Source organism: Paenibacillus thiaminolyticus (assembly GCF_007066085.1).
In the GTDB taxonomy this organism is placed as follows: Bacteria; Bacillota; Bacilli; order Paenibacillales; family Paenibacillaceae; genus Paenibacillus_B; species Paenibacillus_B thiaminolyticus.
The window spans coordinates 1982832-1999041 of sequence record NZ_CP041405.1 but is presented as its reverse complement, the minus strand read 5'-3'; the positions used below and the strand labels follow the sequence as shown (position 1 = coordinate 1999041).

Below are 16210 nucleotides of genomic sequence, written 5' to 3'. Positions count from 1 at the left end.
GGAACACCTAGGGGTTCGCCATCCACGTGATGATATGCAGCGGGGAACGGCCATTCCCTGCTGACAACCAATCCACCATTATGAGGAGGGATTTGATGATCAAAGGCAAGTCAGCTTGGAGATTCTGTTCCATGGTCATGAGCGTGGTGCTGGCGGGCAGCACCCTGCTAGCCGCACAAGCCCAACCCGTGTATGCGGATCGCGGGATAGCCGATCTGTGGAAGTCGATTCGGCCATTGACGACGATCGCGAGCGCCATGAACACGGGGGCTCACCCCGATGATGAACACAGCGCGACCTTGGCCTACCTGTCCTTGGGGCAAGGCGTGAACACCTCCAGCGTCATCGCGGTCAGGGGGGAAGGCGGGCAGAACGAGATCGGGAGCGAGCTGGGGCAGGCCCTCGGCGTCATTCGGACCCGCGAGCTGCAGGAAGCATCCCGCATCACCAACGTGACGTTAGGGATACTTGGCGAGAAGCTGGACGATCCGATCTACGATTTCGGCTTTTCGAAGAGCGTGGAGGAGACGCTGGAGAAATGGGGCGACTCGGTCGTCTACGAGCGCTTGATTCGGCAAATTCGCGAGCTGCGCCCGGATGTCATCATTCCTTCGTTCTTGAACGAAGCCTCCACGCACGGACATCACCGCACGATCAACGTGCTTACCGTCAGGGCATTCAAGGATGCGGCGAATCCGGACATTTTTCCTGAGCATCTGAAAAAGGGGCTTCAACCCTGGCAAATCAAGAAGCTGTACGTGCCGGCCGACTCCAAGGATTACAGCGTGAATGCGCCGATCGGCGAATACAATGAAATTTACGGCGCCTCGTATCTTCAGCTTGGAGAAGAATCCCGCTTCATGCACCGAAGCCAGGGCATGGGCAGGGTGTATGACGAAGGCCCCGTGCAAGGGGAACTGTTCAGCAAGTATTACAAGCTCGAGCTAAGCACGGTCACGTCCAAGGAGAAAGAGAATGATTTCTTCGCCGGCATCGCCTTCACCTTCGAGGATTTGGCGCAAGAGATTGAGGCGAAGGGCACAGACAGCAAGGGCAAGGTCGTCCGCGATCTGCGCACCCTCCACAAGGACGCGAATGAAGTCATTGCCGCCTACCCGAGCTTCGCGGGAGTGCTCAAGCAAGTCCATCAGATGAAAGCCAATGTACAGACCGCGCTGGCCGACGTCAAAGCATCCGATCTGGAGGCGGCAGCCAAGGAGGATCTGCTTCACCGGCTTCAGGTCAAGGAAGCGCAGTTGAATACGGCCAGCATGGAAGCGGCATCCGTCGTGGCGAAGGTCAAGCCGGCCGAAAGTGAGTTAGTGGCGGGCCAGACGACGAAGGTCGTTGTCTCGGCCTTCAACGGCGGTTCCACGACCTTGCGCAACGTTAACTTGAGCCTTCGCGTCCCCGCAGGCTGGAAGGCGGACCCGGCCGGAGCGGCCCGCTTCGATCAATTGGGCTACAACGAGACGGCATCCGTCGTGTTCGAGGTCACGGTTCCCGCGAACGCGCCGCTGTTCAAGCCTTATGACCCTGCGGTGTTCCAGGGACAGGCCGAGTATGAGGCCTACGGCACCGCCACGGCGCTGGACGTTACGCCGCAGAACGCCGTCGCCGTGCTGCCGCCGTACTCGATGACGCTTAGCCCGAGCGCCACGATTCTGAATACGCTCCGGGCGGGAGAGCCGATTCCGGTGAAGGTGACCGTGCGCAACTACACGCCGGGCGCTTCCAAGGCGTCAGTGTCGCTGAACGTGCCGGAGGGCTGGAAGGTCGAGCCGGCCGTGGAAGAGCTAAGCTTCGCCGCCAAGGGCGACACGAAGTCCGCCGCATTTACGGTCAAGGCGGGAACGAACGTGGCGCCGGGTACCTTTTCCGTGAAGGCGATAGCGAAGAGCGGCACCGTGCTCAGCACGCATGGGGCACAGGTGATCGAATACCCGCATATCGGCAGGACGTATCTGGTACAGCCGGCGGAGCTCAGCATCCAAGCCTTCGATCTGAAGGTGCCGGACCGATTAAAGGTCGGCTACGTGTCCAGCGGCTTTGACAACATCGATCAGTATTTGCGTCAGGCGGGCGTCGATGTCGTCAATCTCGATGCGAAGGATATCGAATCCGGCGATCTGTCCCAATACGACACGATCGTGCTGGGCATTCGCGCGTACGCCTTCCGCCCGGAATTGATTCCGAGCAACCAGCGCCTCCTCAGCTATGTCAAGGACGGCGGCAATCTGGTCGTCCAATATCATAAGCCGGAGGACAAATGGTCGCCGGAGCTGGCTCCGTATCCGATTACGATCGGAAAGCCGCTGATTCAGTGGCGCGTCACGGATGAGAATTCCAAGGTGACGACGCTGGCACCGGATCACCCGATGTTCACCACGCCGAACAAGATTACGGATCAGGATTGGAACGGTTGGATTCAAGACCGCTCCGCCTACAATCCGTCGCAGTGGGGCCAAGAGTATACGGCGCTCATCTCGAACGGCGATCCCGGGGAGAAGGAGTTCACGGGCACGTTCCTGACCGCGCATTATGGCAAAGGGGTGTATACGTACAGCTCCCTGGTCTGGTACCGCCAGATTCCGGCGCTCGTTCCGGGCTCCATACGGATGTTCGTCAATATGATTAGCCAGCATCAATAGGAAGGCGGTACACGCATTCGCAACCATGCAGCTTTGAAAGCTACCTGAAAGAAGCCTGATAGCTGCCTAATAACGGTCAGCCGGATACGGCTGTCTGCGCAGCATGGAACCATTGGCGAGGGCCCCGAACGGATTATCGTGAAAAGACCGCAGCGTAAGCCGTCAACCTGAACGGATTACCGTGAACAGACGGCAACGTAAGACGTCAACCTGAACGGATCACTGTGAACAGACGGCATCATAAGCCGTCAACTCGGACGGATTACCGTGTGAGAACGGCAACGCGAGCAAGCAGCCAATTTCCGTTACGGAAGAGAACAGTTCCAGCTTTCAGCCCCTTTCGGGGCCCTCTCCCATTTTCGCACAAAATAGGAGGTGCAAAGCGAGTGAAGGCAATCGGAGTTCATGGGCGGGACATCGAGCAAGTGACAAAGGAGGCGCGGTTCGCTGTCGTCCCGTTGGGCTCGGTGGAATATCATGGTCCGCATGCGCCGCTCGGGACGGATACGATCCTGGCAGAGGGCTTTGCGGAGCGGATTGACCCTTCCCTGCATCCTTTGATCTTTCCGGCCGTTCCGTTCTCGGCCTGCCCAGGCAAGACTCGGCATTATCCGGGCACGATCCCGGTTCGCCCTACGGTCTTTATCGACTATCTCACCGATGTCGTGGAAGGCATTTGCCGGCTCGGCATCCGCCATATCGTGCTGCTGAACGCACACGATGCCAATATGGGGCCAGCCCGTACCGTAGCTGAGCAGGTGACAGGTACCTATCCTGAAGTAAGCTTTCTTTTGATCAACTGGTGGCAGATGGCGAGTGTGGAGTTCACGCAGCGGATGGGGCTTTTTCAAGGAACGGCTGGCCGTGGACATGGGGGACCGTATGAAATGTCTGTCGTCAAGGCCTTTTTCCCGGAAATGGTAACCGTACAGAAATCGGATCTGGAATTCGATGCAAGTTCTCTCTTATCTCCTGTACCCTATGTATTGGTTGAAGGAACTCCGCAAGGGTGGGACGGCTATACGGGCCGCATTCGGCAGTGCTCCCTTGAGGCGGGACAGATCATCGTGGAGGAAGCGAGCCGCAATATGAATTTGCTCATCCAGGAGTGGCTGGCGAGGAGAACAGACAAGAAGAAGGAGTGACAGGAACGCTATGGGATATCGTGAGAAATGGATGGAAGCTGAGGGAACGGCATTTCCCGGCAAAACGTACGCGGAGGTGGTGCTCGAACCGGCTTTTAATGAAGCGAAAACACATTTGCTCGGCCCAATGATGGCGATCAACAAGGCCCATCTTATCATGCTGCAGCGGCAGCAGTTGGTATCGCTTGACGAAGCGAAGCAGATCGCCAGGGCGATTCGGGCAATTGATACGGAGGCACTGCGCCAAGCCCGCTATACGGGGCAGTTCGAGGATTTGTTCTTCCAGGTCGAGCATCAACTGCTGGAGCATGCGGGCGAGATCGCCGGCAACCTGCATCTGGCGCGCAGCCGGAACGACATGGGCATTGCGATCTACCGGATGGTGCTGCGGGAGAAGCTGCTCGTGACGCTGACTTCCGCGCTGAAGCTGAAGGAGCAGCTGCTGCTGTTCGCCAGCGACCACACCGGCACGCTGATGATCGGTTACACGCATACGCAGCAGGCGCAGCCGACGACACTCGCGCATTATATGATGGCGGTCGCCGATTCACTCAACCGGGACATCCGGCGCATGATGGCGTCCTACGCCAATTGCAACCGCAGCAGCATGGGCGCCGCGGCGCTCACGACATCGGGCTTTGCGATCAGCCGGGAACAGATGATGGAGCTGCTCGCTTTTGATGAACTCATCGATAATTCCTATGACGCCATCGGCGGCGCCGATTATTTGGGCGAGATCGCGACAGCCTTGCAGCTCGCGGCGATCAATTTGGGCCGGGTCGTTCAAGATATGCTGCTCTGGTGCACGCAGGAGTTCGGCGCGCTGCATGTGGCGGCCCCGTATGTACAGATCAGCTCGATTATGCCGCAGAAGCGCAATCCCGTCTCGTTCGAGCATATGCGCGCGCTGCTGTCGAGCTGCGTCGGCAATACGAACACGGTGCTGTCGATGATTCACAATACGCCGTTCGGCGACATCGTGGACACCGAGGACGATATGCAGCCTTATGCCTGGAAAAGCCTCGGCATGATGAACAACATTTACCGCCTGTTCGCCGCTGTCATCGGGACGATGGAAGTGAAGAAGGAGGTGCTGCGGGAGCGTACCCAGGGGAGCTTCGCCACGGTGACCGAGCTGGCGGATACGCTGGTCCGGACGGATGGCTTGTCGTTCCGCAAGGCCCATCACATCGTCAGCGACGTGGTGCAGCAGGCATTGGCCCAAGGATTGGCGGCGGATCAGATTACGCTCACTCTCGTCAACGAGAGCGCGCTGCGCCATATCGGGCGAGATACGACGCTTAATGAAGCAACGCTGCGTGAAGCACTCGACCCTGTGCATTTTGTAGATATTCGTTCGTTGCCAGGAGGGCCGAGTCCGAAGGAAGTCAAGCGCATGATTGAGATTCGGATGAAGGAGCAGCAAGCGCATTTGAAATGGGTTGGCCAGGCGCAGGACAAGATTCAGCGGGCGATGCAGCATGTGGATGAAGTCATCCTGGAGTGGAGTGGGAGCTGATGGCGGTACGCCGTATCCCCCTGCTGGCCGTCGACGGCGGGGGGACCAAATCGCTTGCCGTCTTTACGGATAGGCAGGGTCAGGTGCTCGGACGAGGGCAAGGCGGCCCGTCCAATTACCATGGCAGCGGGACAGAGGGAGCCAAGCTCGGGCTCGCGGCGGCGATTCGCGAGGCGATCGCGAACCTGGAACACAGTGGCGGAAGCTGTGTCGAGTCGAATGCGGGCACCGTCTTGGAAGTGGAATGCGCCGTGTTCGCCCTGGCCGGCCTGGATACCGAAGCCGACAGGGTCGCTATCACTGGAATGGTACAAGAGGCGATCGCGCTGCTGCCGCTTCAAGTCGGGCACCTGATCGTGGAGAACGACGGCTATGCCGCGTTGCTCGGCGCGACCGGCGGTCAGCCGGGGATATTGGTGATTTCGGGAACCGGTTCGATTATATACGGGATCGACGAGTACGGAAGGACGGCCAGAGCAGGAGGCTGGGGCCATCGTGTCGGCGACGAAGGCAGCGGCTATTGGATCGGCAAGCAGGCGGCGTTGTCGATTCTCAGGGCTTACGACGGAAGAGGAGCGGACACGAAGCTTAAGGAATGGGTGCTGCCGTTTTTAGGGATGGAGCGGGAAGAAGAGCTATTCAACTGGATGTACGGTTCAGCCTATTCCATCGAGCAAGTAAGCCGGCTCTCCCGCGCGGTCGGCCAGGCAGCCTCTGCAGGGGATAAGGAAGCGCAGCGGATTTTAGCGGCAGCCGCTGATGAGCTGTTTTACGCCGCAGCCGCAGTGATTCGTCATCTGTCGTTCCACCGCGATCCCTTTGTTGCGATTATGCAGGGCGGTGTGCTGCAGCATGAAAGCTACGTCCGGGAAGCGCTGCTGCGACGGATCGAAGCGTACGCTCCGCATGTCCAATGGGACGAGGCCCGCCGAGAGCCGATTTATGGTGTTATCGCCATGGGATTATCTTATTTGAAGACAAAGGGGAGGGGAAACGCCAATGATAACGTTGAGCCATCCACATTTCAGGCGGGAAACCGATGAACAGCGGGAGGCTGAAGGGGAATGAAGACAAGATGGCTATTCGTGTTCGCCCATCCCGATGACGAATCCTTTGCCGCAGGAGGGACGATAGCCAAGCTAAGCCGTGCGGGCCATGACGTGATTCTCGCATGCGCCACCTCGGGATGCAAGGGGAGGTCAGGGGAGTTCCAATTCGCTACCCGCGAAGAATTGGCCCGGTTCCGGGAACAGGAGCTGCGGAACGCCTGCTCCATTCTCGGCATCGCCGAACTCGTGCTGTACCGGTATCCGGACGGAGAGCTGCAGTCGCTTGACTCGTCCGCGCTGGCGCATCGGATTCAGACTACGATTGTCGAGCTAAGGCCGGAGGTCATTATTACGTTTCCGCCGGACGGGGTGACCGGACATCCCGATCATATCGCGATATCCCAGGCCACGGAGAGAGCGGTTGAGCTGGCCGAAGCGCATTACCCGGAGGGCCGGAAGCCATTATTCTACTATACCTCGATCCCACATTACTACGACCATTGCCCGGATTCCGGACCGACGCAGACCTGCCCGATCACGGCGCGAACCAATATCCGGGGCTTCCGCCAGCATAAGGGGCGGGCCTTGCAGGCCTACCGGAGCCAGATCTACTCCGTGAACCGAGCCTATCCCGGGGTCATGGACGGCGACTTCACCGTCATCGGCGAATACGAATACTACACCCTGGTCCGCGCCAATGGCCAGCCTGTTCAAGCGAAGGCGGCATCGGCGGCTCTCTACGAGCTGCCGGAGATGGAGTTGGGGTGATCGTGGCGGGAGGAGGCACCACTTATCTGGTTGACCTGCTGAGTCCGTTGGAGACCCACATGAGCAGATACCTCGTTAGAGCCAGCGGTAATGATTATTGCCCATAATGTAGCCCCGTGTCGCTAGCCCCGGGCCCACAAACCGGGGCTTGTCCTCGGCCGCCCTCAAGCAAGGGACGACCCGTGAGTGCAACGACCGATACCCTATCATGCTGGCCCATGATATACTAAATGAGAGAACCAGTTCAATAATTCAACAGAACGAGTGGAAGATTCAGCCCTTTGCCCCGGTAAGGAAAGCGGAGTTGTGCAACTTGATGATTGGGGCACACCTACCGGTGCGAATGTGAAGCGCACATGAAATTCCCGGGACATTCGCACCATAATTATTACATAATTAACCAATTTAATTAGAAAGAGCTATGGGGGAATTGCAAGTTTTGGTTGTTCTATTCATTTTCTAGAGTTATTCAATCATAATTGAGTGGATTCTTGACACATTCAGTCAATTCTCGCTGTCGCATCCTACGCGGATGCGTGGATTGAAATCCGTTCTTGCTCGTATTCTGATAAGGAATAAGTGTCGCATCCTACGCGGATGCGTGGATTGAAATAACTCTTCGAATGTCTTCGGCGCGCCTGTCGGCAGTCGCATCCTACGCGGATGCGTGGATTGAAATAAACAAGAAAAGAACGGGAACCTGGAGCGTTACGGTCGCATCCTACGCGGATGCGTGGATTGAAATCGTCGCCTCGTCCGTACTGTGGCCGAGATTTTTGTCGCATCCTACGCGGATGCGTGGATTGAAATGTTCGGAATGGAAACGTGCCCGCCACCCCGGCCGGGTCGCATCCTACGCGGATGCGTGGATTGAAATAAACAAGAAAAGAACGGGAACCTGGAGCGTTACGGTCGCATCCTACGCGGATGCGTGGATTGAAATCGGAGACGGCGGTCGCCTGGGCGCAGCAGGCATTGTCGCATCCTACGCGGATGCGTGGATTGAAATGCTCTTTGTCTGTAAATTTACGGGACGTGGATGGGGTCGCATCCTACGCGGATGCGTGGATTGAAATTGGGATTGCGTTCAGTTCCAAGGCTGGCATTTGAGTCGCATCCTACGCGGATGCGTGGATTGAAATGTCAACGAAAAACGTACCCAGGTTGAATTTTTTGGTCGCATCCTACGCGGATGCGTGGACTGGGAACAAAAAAAGGGCCGTTTCGCAATGAAACGGCCCGTACTATGAATCAATGGGATTGTTCCTTTAACTGCGTGATAATCTCCAATGAAAAGCCCGTGACTCTGGCGATCAATTCTGGATCCAAATCTTCGGCGAGCATTTGCTTGACAACTTCTTTTTTTGCTTCACGCTTACCTTCTCTTCTGCCTTCGCGTCTACCTTCACGCTTAATGGCATCCAAGGTTTTTTCAAGCCCCATAACCGATACGCCTCCTTTTACGTTTTGAATAAGCTCGCGCAACTGTGGTTCATTTTCCGGCAATTTCTGACTTAATATATTCGCCATCCAGGCGATTAATTGCTGTTGGCTGTCCTCTGGCAATTGCTGTATCGTATGCATCAGCTTGCCGAGCCGATTCAGTAACTCCGTCTGATCCGCCGTCTGATCAAGCAAAAAGACAGAACCGATCGTATTGGAAAGAGCCAACAACTCTTCTTCTGTATATCGAGCAACATCAATAAGGACATATTCAAAATTCAGGAGTTCCGAGCCGAACATCGTTTCATTGGCTAACAACTGGCGAAATTGGCGACTGGCGGTCCAGCGTCTCTTCCCATTGTACAGCACAATCGGCACAATGGGAGGCAGCCGGAATGTTTTAGGCTTGTCCTTCGCTTTTTCCTGATCTTTCATAAGATACCGCCAGATCTCAACCTGATAAAGCAGCAGGCGATATGGCATGAGGAAGTCCACTTTGGACTGCATTTCCAGCAACAAATAAAAAACGACATCTTGTCCATTCACCTTCACCCGGTACACCAAATCGGCTTCCTTACGCTTGAAGTCTTGAAGAACAAACGAATGGGGGATTTCCTGTACATTCGTTTCATCGATGCGCTCAACCCACTCTTTTTGAACAAAGGAGCGAAGCAACTCGACAAAGAGTTTTTTGCTGGACAATAGGAAGCGGTATGACGTATCGTGGCGGTAATGAATGGTATTGTGTTCATCAGATTCCTTTCCCATACATGCCCCTCCTTCCTGCCATCCTTTCCTTTATTATACCTGATTATAAGCGGTAAGTAATAGGTGCGGAATGAAGTCGAGTAGGTGCCGCCTCTCTCTTGTCTGCTATTTTGCATGAATGAGTTCGGTTGCGAAAGTTGTAATGGATGGCAATGCTCATGGTCAATAAGCGATGCGAGCTGCACCGGAACGCCAATGTATGAAGCGGCACTTAAAGCGTACATAGTACCTAGACAAAAGGTAACCGGTTACGTATAATATATGTAACCAGTTACCTTTTATTTGGAGGCCTATTGTCATGAGTGATGATCAGAAAAAAGCATATATTTTTGGTGCGATTCTTACATTGGCAAACCGATTACAGATTCTTGGTGACAAGCTAGATGAGAACGTAACGATGAAGCAATGGCTATTGATAGCGATTATTTTGAAGTGCGGAAACCCGTCGCCCACATTAAGTGAGGTTGCCGAGATGATAGGCAATTCCAGACAAAATGTGAAGAAGATGGCCCTTATTCTTGAGAAACAGGGGTTTGTGTCGCTAACGAAAGATGTTCATGATGCGAGAGTCGTTAGAATTCATCTGACACCAAAGTGTACAACCTATTTTCAGGAAAGAGGCGACAAAGAGGAGCAGTTTATGGATGCATTATTTGACGCATTTGATGAGGAGGTAACGAATGGTTTATATAAGGGACTCATTCAGTTAGCTGACAATATTGCGAAAATGGAGGAAGGTCATGATAATGCTGAAAGGAGTTAAAAAATTCATGTGGGTGATAGCAACAATTTTGGCAGTTATCGTGATTGGAATTATCATCTTTTTTAATATACCTTATTCGAAGACAAGAGCAGAATTCGATCAGACACTCGCTGAGAAAATCGGTAATTCAAACCCAAGTGAAGCTGTTTTTACATACGACGAGATAGAAACTTTGCCGATTCCTGTGAAAAGGTATTTTGAATATAGTGGGTACATTGGCACTCCCAAGATGACTTATATGAAAGCAGTCTTTAAAGATGTGGATTTTATCTTGTCACCTGACCAACCAGGCCTAACCATCGATTATACACAGTACAACTTTGTTAGTGTGCCTGAGAGGATTGCATTTATTGATACATCTATGTATGGGATCCCTTTTCAGGGCTTTGATTCCTATGTTAATGGGGTAGGCAGCATGAAAGGTGTTATTGCAAAAGGAATCACGCTGTTTGATCAAAGAGGGGAGGAAATGGACAAAGCCTGTTTGGTTACTTTTCTAGCGGAATCTATAGTCATGCCCAGTGCAGCTTTGCAGAATTATATTACCTGGGAGGCTATTGACGACACTCACACCAGAGCAACCATATCTTATTATGGCATTTCAGCTAGCGGCGTATTTACTTTTAGCGAGAACGGAGAGGCGCTTTCTTTTACAACGAACGACCGGACACTTGTATCAACAGATGGAACCAAGCAACAAGTGGCATGGTCCGCCATGTTCGGGAACTATCAGACGATAAACGGTATAAAGCAGCCTACCCATCTTCAAGCTGTGTGGCATTACAAGCATGGAGACCTCATTTATTTTGACAGCAATCATTTTGAAATAGAGTACAGGTAGAGTGTCTATGGGATGGCTGGCACCTCCAAATCCATAATCAGAAGCTGGACCCCTCTGCAAAAGAAGATCCAGCTTCCGTATTTTCCGCATAGCTTCCGCAACCTACATAAATTTCCGCGACACCTTTTTCCCGTCATAGGTGAACAGCACCATTTTCTCCTCGACCTTCGTCTCGAGGTGGACGGCCTTGCCCCATAGCGTATAGACATACGGCAGCGTTCGTTCGAGATATTTCAGATCGAGCTCGAGCCCTTCATAGTGATGCTTCAGGAACAGCTCGCCGTTGCGGTGGTAGTCGCCGTCCTCGACCACGAGGTACGGGAAGCCGCCGTTGACGCGCGAGTAGACGAGCTGATCGCGGATGTTCTCCCATGATTTATCGGTAATTTTCCATTCCGGCCCCTTTTTCTCGAAAATGTACAGATCCAGCTCTTCCGACAGCTTTTTCGTTAAGTAATTGCGCAGGAACGATTGATCGGAATCGAATTCACGCACCTCGAAAATTTTGGCGCGGCCCTGACCCGGCTCGCGGCCGAACCGATCGCGCTCCTCCTCCGTCGGGCTATCCCAGCGCTTCTCGATATCCTCGAATATTTTCACGCCCAAATAATAGGGATTCAGGCTGTGGCGCGACGGCTGTACAACCGATGCGTTCAGCTTCGCATACTCGAGCGTCTCCTCCGAGGTCAGATCCAGCTCCCGCAGGATGCGCTGATGCCAAAAGGAGGCCCAGCCCTCGTTCATAATTTTCGTCTCCATCTGCGGCCAGAAATAGAGCATCTCATCGCGCAGCATCGTCATGATATCGCGCTGCCAATCCTCCAGCACCGGGGAGAATTCCTGGATGAACCAGACGATGTCTTTCTCCGGCTCCGGCGGGAACCGGCGGTCGGCGATCCCCGGCCGGGGTGAAGTGGAACGCATTGCTGCCTTCATTTCCTCGAGTGCCCACAGGTCATCATAGGCCCCCGGCGGAGCGGGCGGTTTCCCTTCGCGCTGTTCGCGGATTTTCAGCTCCATATAGCGCTGCTTGTCGAGCGTCTGCGGCCGCACGATCTGCGGGTCGATATGCTCCTGGATGGCGAGCACGGCATCGATGAAGCTCTCCACCGCCTGCGTCCCGTATTCCAGCTCATATTGCATGACGCGCTCGGCCGTCGCAGACATGCTCTCGACCATATTGCGGTTCGAGGCGGAGAAGCGAGCATTGTTCTTGAAGAAATCGCAATGCGCCAGCACATGCGCGACGATCAGCTTGTTCTGAATGAGCGAATTGCCCTCGAGCAGGAAGGCATAGCACGGGTTGGAATTGATGACGAGCTCGTAGATTTTGCTTAACCCGAAGTCGTATTGCATTTTCATCTTATGAAAAGTCTTCCCGAAGCTCCAGTGGCTGAAGCGGGTCGGCATCCCGTAAGCGCCGAACGTGTAGATGATGTCGGCCGGGCAGATCTCGTAGCGCATTGGGTAGAAGTCCAGACCGAAGCCGGCCGCGATCTCGGTAATCTCGTCGATGGCATAGTTCAGCGCCTGCATATCGTCGGCTGTCATGAGCGCACCCCTTCCGGCTGTTTTTTGAAAAAGTGCTTGAGCGCGCGGTACACCTCGGCCTTTTCCTTGATGACATAGTGCATGAAGTGGGGGTTCTGAATATGGCGGTACGCGGACATGAGCGTGCTGCTGCGATTGTATTGATTCACTTCGCCGTAGCCGAACAGGTTGGCGCGCTGCAGCAGCTCGCCGATCAGCTTCACGCAGCGATCGTTGTCGCTGGTCAAGTTATCCCCGTCTGAGAAATGGAATGGATAAATATTATAGGAAGAAGGCGGGAACCGGCTGTCGATAATGTCCAGTGCCTTGATATAGGCGGAGGAGCAGATGGTGCCGCCGCTCTCTCCGCGGGTGAAAAACTCGTCCTCGCTCACTTCCTTCGCTTCGGTATGATGGGCGATGAAGACCATATCGACCTTCTCGTATTGGCGGCGCAGGAAGCGCGTCATCCAGAAGAAGAAGCTGCGCGCGCAATATTTCTCGAACGAGCCCATCGAGCCGGACGTATCCATCATGGCGATAATGACGGCATTGGAATGCGGCTTCACGATTTCCTCCCATGTCTTGAAGCGCAGATCGTCCGGACTGATGCGGTGAATCCCCGGATTCCCGGCAAGCGCATTGCGGCGCAAATTTTCGAGAATGGTGCGCTTCTTGTCGATGTTGGACATGATGCCCTTTTTGCGAATATCGTTGAACCGGATGTCGGTCGTCTCCAGTTGATCTTTGTCCTTCTGCTTCAAATAAGGCAGTTCGAGTTCATCGAACAGCATATTTTCGAGATCCGCGATGCTGACCTCGGCTTCGATGACATCCGTTCCGGCCTGATCGCCGGCCTGCTTCCCTTTGCCCGCGCCTTGGGAGCCGTCGGTTCCGAGTACGTCTCCGACCTGGCTGTCGCCGTCTCCTTGGCCGACATGCTTTTTCTTGTTGAAATTGTAGACGAAGCGGAATTCATCCAGGCTCCGGATTGGAACTTTAATGATTTGCTTGCCGTCGGACATGATGATGTTTTCCTCGGTGACGAGGTCGGGGAGATTCTGCTTAATCGCATCGTTAACCTTCTGCTGGTGGCGCGCTTGATCCTGATATCCTTTGCGATGGAGCGACCAGTCCTCGCGGGACACGATAAACAATGGGTTGGTCATAGATGGCCCTCCTTACTAACCAAGTGAAATTCCCTGAATAAGCAGATGAATCGCTTTCTACTCACTTTATTCAGGAGGGCCGGGATTGATGAGGGAGGATGGCGATGATTATTTGCCTGCGGCAGAGGTGCGCCGGGGCCGGCCGCTAGGGCCTTGCCCCTTATTCCATCCAGTGCAGCTGGCTCCAGCGCGGCATTCCTGTATTGGGCTGCGGAGGGCCTGGCGTGCTCCGTCCTTCCTTGATATAGCGGCTCAACAGGGCCGTCAGCTCCTGGACGATGTCAGGGAATCGAGCGATTACATTTTGCCGCTCGCCGATATCGTCGCTCAGCCGGTACAGCTGGAACGACGGGGAGCCGGGAGGCTCTTGTCCAGGCGCCGGATCGCTCCACCCTCCAGAGCCGGGGCAGAGTTCGAGCTTCCATTCGCCCTTGCGAATCGAGAAGGAGCCGTCGATCGAATGATGCACGATCGCTTCGCGAAGCGGCTCCGTTCCATCCGTGCCGAGCCACAGGGGGAGATGGCTGACGCTGTCCTCGCCCGCATCGTCAGGGAGCGTCTGGCCCGTCACATCCGCGGCCGTCGCCATGAAGTCGACGAGGCAGACCGGCTCGCCGGAGAGGGTGCCCGCCGCAATGCGCGCCGGCCAGCGGACGAGCAGCGGCACGCGGTGCCCGCCTTCATAAATATCGGCCTTGTGGCCGCGGAAGACATAGCTTGGATGATGGCCATATCGGGCCAGCTCCTCATAATCCGCGCTTGGGGAGCAGCCGTTGTCGCTCGTGAACAGGACAACGGTATTGTCCGCGATGCCGCATTCCTCTAGCTTGCGCATAATCGCGCCCACGACATCGTCGACCATGAGGACGAAGTCGCCGTATAGATTGGTTCCCGAGCGCCCGACGAATTCCGGGGCCGGCACAATCGGCGTATGCGGGGCGGGCAGCGGGTAATAGATGAAGAACGGGCTGCCGTCCGCCGCAGAGCTGAACTGCTCAATCCGCTCTAGCACTTTGCCGGTCAGCCGGGGCAGCACCTCTTCATGCCGGAAATTGGGCGCCGCCGGGCCTTCCCGCCAAAATCCCTTCTTGTCATCGTTGCGGGTCAGCCGATCCGGAAGCTGTACCACGGCGTCATTCTCGATATAGACGTAGGGCGGCATATCGAGCGAGGCGCTGATGCCGTAGAACTCGTCGAACCCGGCATCGATCGGACCGCGCCGAATTGGCTTGCTGAACTCAACATCTTCGGCCGCGGGGCCGGTCCGGTGCCAATCGAGCCCGAGATGCCATTTCCCGTAGCATGCCGTACGGTAGCCGGCTTGCTTGAACAAGGATGCGACCGTCATCCGGCCTTCTTCGAGGATGCTGGGAGAATACCCCCACAGGACGCCTTCCTTCAATTCTGAACGCCAGTTATACCGTCCGGTCAGGATGCTGTAGCGCGAAGGGGTGCAGACGGCGGAGGAGGAATGCGCATCGGTGTAGATGAGGCCCTCCCGCCCAAGCCGATCCAGATGCGGCGTCGTGATTCGGGATTCGGGGTTCAGACAGGAAATGTCGCCGTATCCCAAATCGTCGGCCAAAATGTAGATGACATTCGGATGCGTGCTTTTGTTAGTATCCATCTGATTCTTGCTGCGGTTCATGTTCGCGTTCCCATTCATACTCATGCTTCCCCTCTCCCTTCCTGAATCGCGGGCTGCAGCAGCTTCATAACCTGCGCGGCCTCGTCCAGAAGCAGCTCATAGAGGCGATGAATGAACGGGGCATCGAAGGAAGTGCCCGGCATGCCGACCGCAATCGCGGCGGCGAGCCGCCCCCCGTCATAGACGGGAACGGCGATGCGGCGAATATGGGGCAGGATGGCCCCTTGATCATCCGCCAGGCCGCATTCTGCAGCATTGGCAATATACCGTTCCAGCGCCTCTGCATCCGGACGATATGGCGCCAAGGCTCCGTTATCCGCGTGCTCAAGATATAAGCGCCGCGTCGCCTCATCGGCATGCGCCAGCAGCAGGAAGCCCCACGGGTGAAGCGGGTAATCGGTCCGGATCTCGCCCGTCTGCTGCATCGCGATCCCTTCCGGATGAACCCGCTTGTCCCGGCAGATCATGCGGCCGTGCCGATAATCAATCCAGAGCGCGGTGCACCCCGCTTCCAGGGAGATGCGGTCCAGCACCGGTCCGCTCGCGCCGCGGAGCCCGTGATGCCGCTCGGCCCGCTGCATCAAGGCGAACAACATGGGGCCGGCCACATATTGCTGATTCGCATCCTTCTCTACATATTGCTGCTCCAGCAGCACTTGCAAATACCGATTCAGGCTGGCCGCGCTCAATTCGGCCGCTGTCTTCAATTGATTGAAGCCGATCCCGGATTCGGATTCGACGATCGCTTCCATAATGCGAAGCCCGCTGCTCAACCCTGGTGCGGAAGCCGCCATCGTTTGCACCTCCAATACGTAATGTCTCGTTAGTATCATATGAGTTACTTTATAGTTTCATATATAATATCTCATTTCCGCAATCGGTGCAATTGCAAAAAGAAACCGGTCCTACCCGAGCA

Annotated in this window: 12 protein-coding genes and 1 CRISPR repeat array; of the genes, 7 read left to right on the top strand and 5 right to left on the bottom strand. The window is 55.4% G+C overall.

The genetic code is table 11. The features are described 5' to 3' along the window. The first annotated feature begins 95 nt into the window (after window positions 1-95). The 5 genes from FLT43_RS09030 (at window position 96) to FLT43_RS09010 (ending at window position 7132) form a co-directional block, all read left to right on the top strand. Complete coding sequence (locus FLT43_RS09030) at window positions 96-2651, top strand: NEW3 domain-containing protein (RefSeq protein WP_087445196.1); 2556 nt, start codon at window positions 96-98, stop codon at window positions 2649-2651. Window positions 2652-3037: 386 nt separating this feature from the next. Then, window positions 3038-3796, top strand: a complete 759-nt coding sequence (locus FLT43_RS09025; protein WP_087445197.1) for a creatininase family protein — start codon at window positions 3038-3040, stop codon at window positions 3794-3796. A 10-nt stretch (window positions 3797-3806) separates the two neighbouring features. After that, the gene (argH, locus tag FLT43_RS09020) at window positions 3807-5315 is read left to right on the top strand and encodes an argininosuccinate lyase (protein WP_087445198.1); all 1509 of its coding nucleotides are present in this window, start codon (window positions 3807-3809) and stop codon (window positions 5313-5315) included. After that, entirely contained in the window at window positions 5315-6358 is a 1044-nt protein-coding gene (locus FLT43_RS09015) for an N-acetylglucosamine kinase (RefSeq protein ID WP_087445199.1), read from the top strand. Before argH ends, FLT43_RS09015 begins: the two co-directional genes overlap by 1 nt. A gap of 21 nt (window positions 6359-6379) precedes the next feature. Next, a complete protein-coding gene (locus FLT43_RS09010; RefSeq protein WP_087445200.1) occupies window positions 6380-7132 on the top strand; it encodes a PIG-L deacetylase family protein in 753 nt (250 codons plus the stop codon). A 516-nt stretch (window positions 7133-7648) separates the two neighbouring features. Then, window positions 7649-8340: direct repeats of the CRISPR family, unit length 32 nt; unit sequence GTCGCATCCTACGCGGATGCGTGGATTGAAAT. A 43-nt stretch (window positions 8341-8383) separates the two neighbouring features. On the opposite strand, the gene FLT43_RS09005 is transcribed toward FLT43_RS09010, so the two are convergent. Then, window positions 8384-9343: an Rpn family recombination-promoting nuclease/putative transposase gene (locus tag FLT43_RS09005; protein WP_087445201.1), complete on the bottom strand. Its 960-nt coding sequence runs from the start codon at window positions 9341-9343 to the stop codon at window positions 8384-8386. Between the two features lie 298 nt (window positions 9344-9641). On the opposite strand from FLT43_RS09005, the gene FLT43_RS09000 reads away from it, so the two are divergent. Together FLT43_RS09000 and FLT43_RS08995 are read left to right on the top strand one after the other, a co-directional pair. Then, window positions 9642-10106, top strand: coding sequence for a MarR family winged helix-turn-helix transcriptional regulator (locus tag FLT43_RS09000; RefSeq protein ID WP_087445202.1), 465 nt, complete (start codon window positions 9642-9644; stop codon window positions 10104-10106). Next, entirely contained in the window at window positions 10084-10947 is an 864-nt protein-coding gene (locus tag FLT43_RS08995) for a DUF6544 family protein (protein WP_244194407.1), read from the top strand. The genes FLT43_RS09000 and FLT43_RS08995 overlap by 23 nt, the downstream gene beginning before the upstream one ends. A 102-nt stretch (window positions 10948-11049) precedes the next feature. Here FLT43_RS08995 and FLT43_RS08990 read toward each other — a convergent pair whose 3' ends face one another. The 4 genes from FLT43_RS08990 to FLT43_RS08975 all read right to left on the bottom strand — a co-directional run bounded on the left by FLT43_RS08990 (window position 11050) and on the right by FLT43_RS08975 (window position 16088). After that, window positions 11050-12498: a SpoVR family protein gene (locus FLT43_RS08990; protein WP_087445203.1), complete on the bottom strand. Its 1449-nt coding sequence runs from the start codon at window positions 12496-12498 to the stop codon at window positions 11050-11052. Then, a complete protein-coding gene (gene yhbH / locus FLT43_RS08985) occupies window positions 12495-13646 on the bottom strand; it encodes a sporulation protein YhbH (protein WP_087445204.1) in 1152 nt (383 codons plus the stop codon). Before yhbH ends, FLT43_RS08990 begins: the two co-directional genes overlap by 4 nt. 160 nt (window positions 13647-13806) lie before the next feature. Beyond that, window positions 13807-15318: a sulfatase family protein gene (locus tag FLT43_RS08980; RefSeq protein ID WP_087445205.1), complete on the bottom strand. Its 1512-nt coding sequence runs from the start codon at window positions 15316-15318 to the stop codon at window positions 13807-13809. Next, complete coding sequence (locus FLT43_RS08975; protein ID WP_087445206.1) at window positions 15315-16088, bottom strand: IclR family transcriptional regulator; 774 nt, start codon at window positions 16086-16088, stop codon at window positions 15315-15317. Before FLT43_RS08975 ends, FLT43_RS08980 begins: the two co-directional genes overlap by 4 nt. Window positions 16089-16210: the final 122 nt, after the last annotated feature.

Bases quoted from the DNA above. Each gene is read 5' to 3' on its own strand.
- FLT43_RS08990 (WP_087445203.1), bottom strand. From the start codon at position 12,498: ATGACAGCCGACGATATGCAGGCGCTGAACTATGCCATCGACGAGATT.
- FLT43_RS09030 (WP_087445196.1), top strand. From the start codon at position 96: ATGATCAAAGGCAAGTCAGCTTGGAGATTCTGTTCCATGGTCATGAGC.
- FLT43_RS09015 (WP_087445199.1), top strand. From the start codon at position 5,315: ATGGCGGTACGCCGTATCCCCCTGCTGGCCGTCGACGGCGGGGGGACC.
- argH (WP_087445198.1), top strand. From the start codon at position 3,807: ATGGGATATCGTGAGAAATGGATGGAAGCTGAGGGAACGGCATTTCCC.
- FLT43_RS08975 (WP_087445206.1), bottom strand. From the start codon at position 16,088: ATGGCGGCTTCCGCACCAGGGTTGAGCAGCGGGCTTCGCATTATGGAA.
- FLT43_RS09000 (WP_087445202.1), top strand. From the start codon at position 9,642: ATGAGTGATGATCAGAAAAAAGCATATATTTTTGGTGCGATTCTTACA.
- FLT43_RS09005 (WP_087445201.1), bottom strand. From the start codon at position 9,343: ATGGGAAAGGAATCTGATGAACACAATACCATTCATTACCGCCACGAT.
- yhbH (WP_087445204.1), bottom strand. From the start codon at position 13,646: ATGACCAACCCATTGTTTATCGTGTCCCGCGAGGACTGGTCGCTCCAT.
- FLT43_RS08980 (WP_087445205.1), bottom strand. From the start codon at position 15,318: ATGAGTATGAATGGGAACGCGAACATGAACCGCAGCAAGAATCAGATG.
- FLT43_RS08995 (WP_244194407.1), top strand. From the start codon at position 10,084: ATGATAATGCTGAAAGGAGTTAAAAAATTCATGTGGGTGATAGCAACA.
- FLT43_RS09010 (WP_087445200.1), top strand. From the start codon at position 6,380: ATGAAGACAAGATGGCTATTCGTGTTCGCCCATCCCGATGACGAATCC.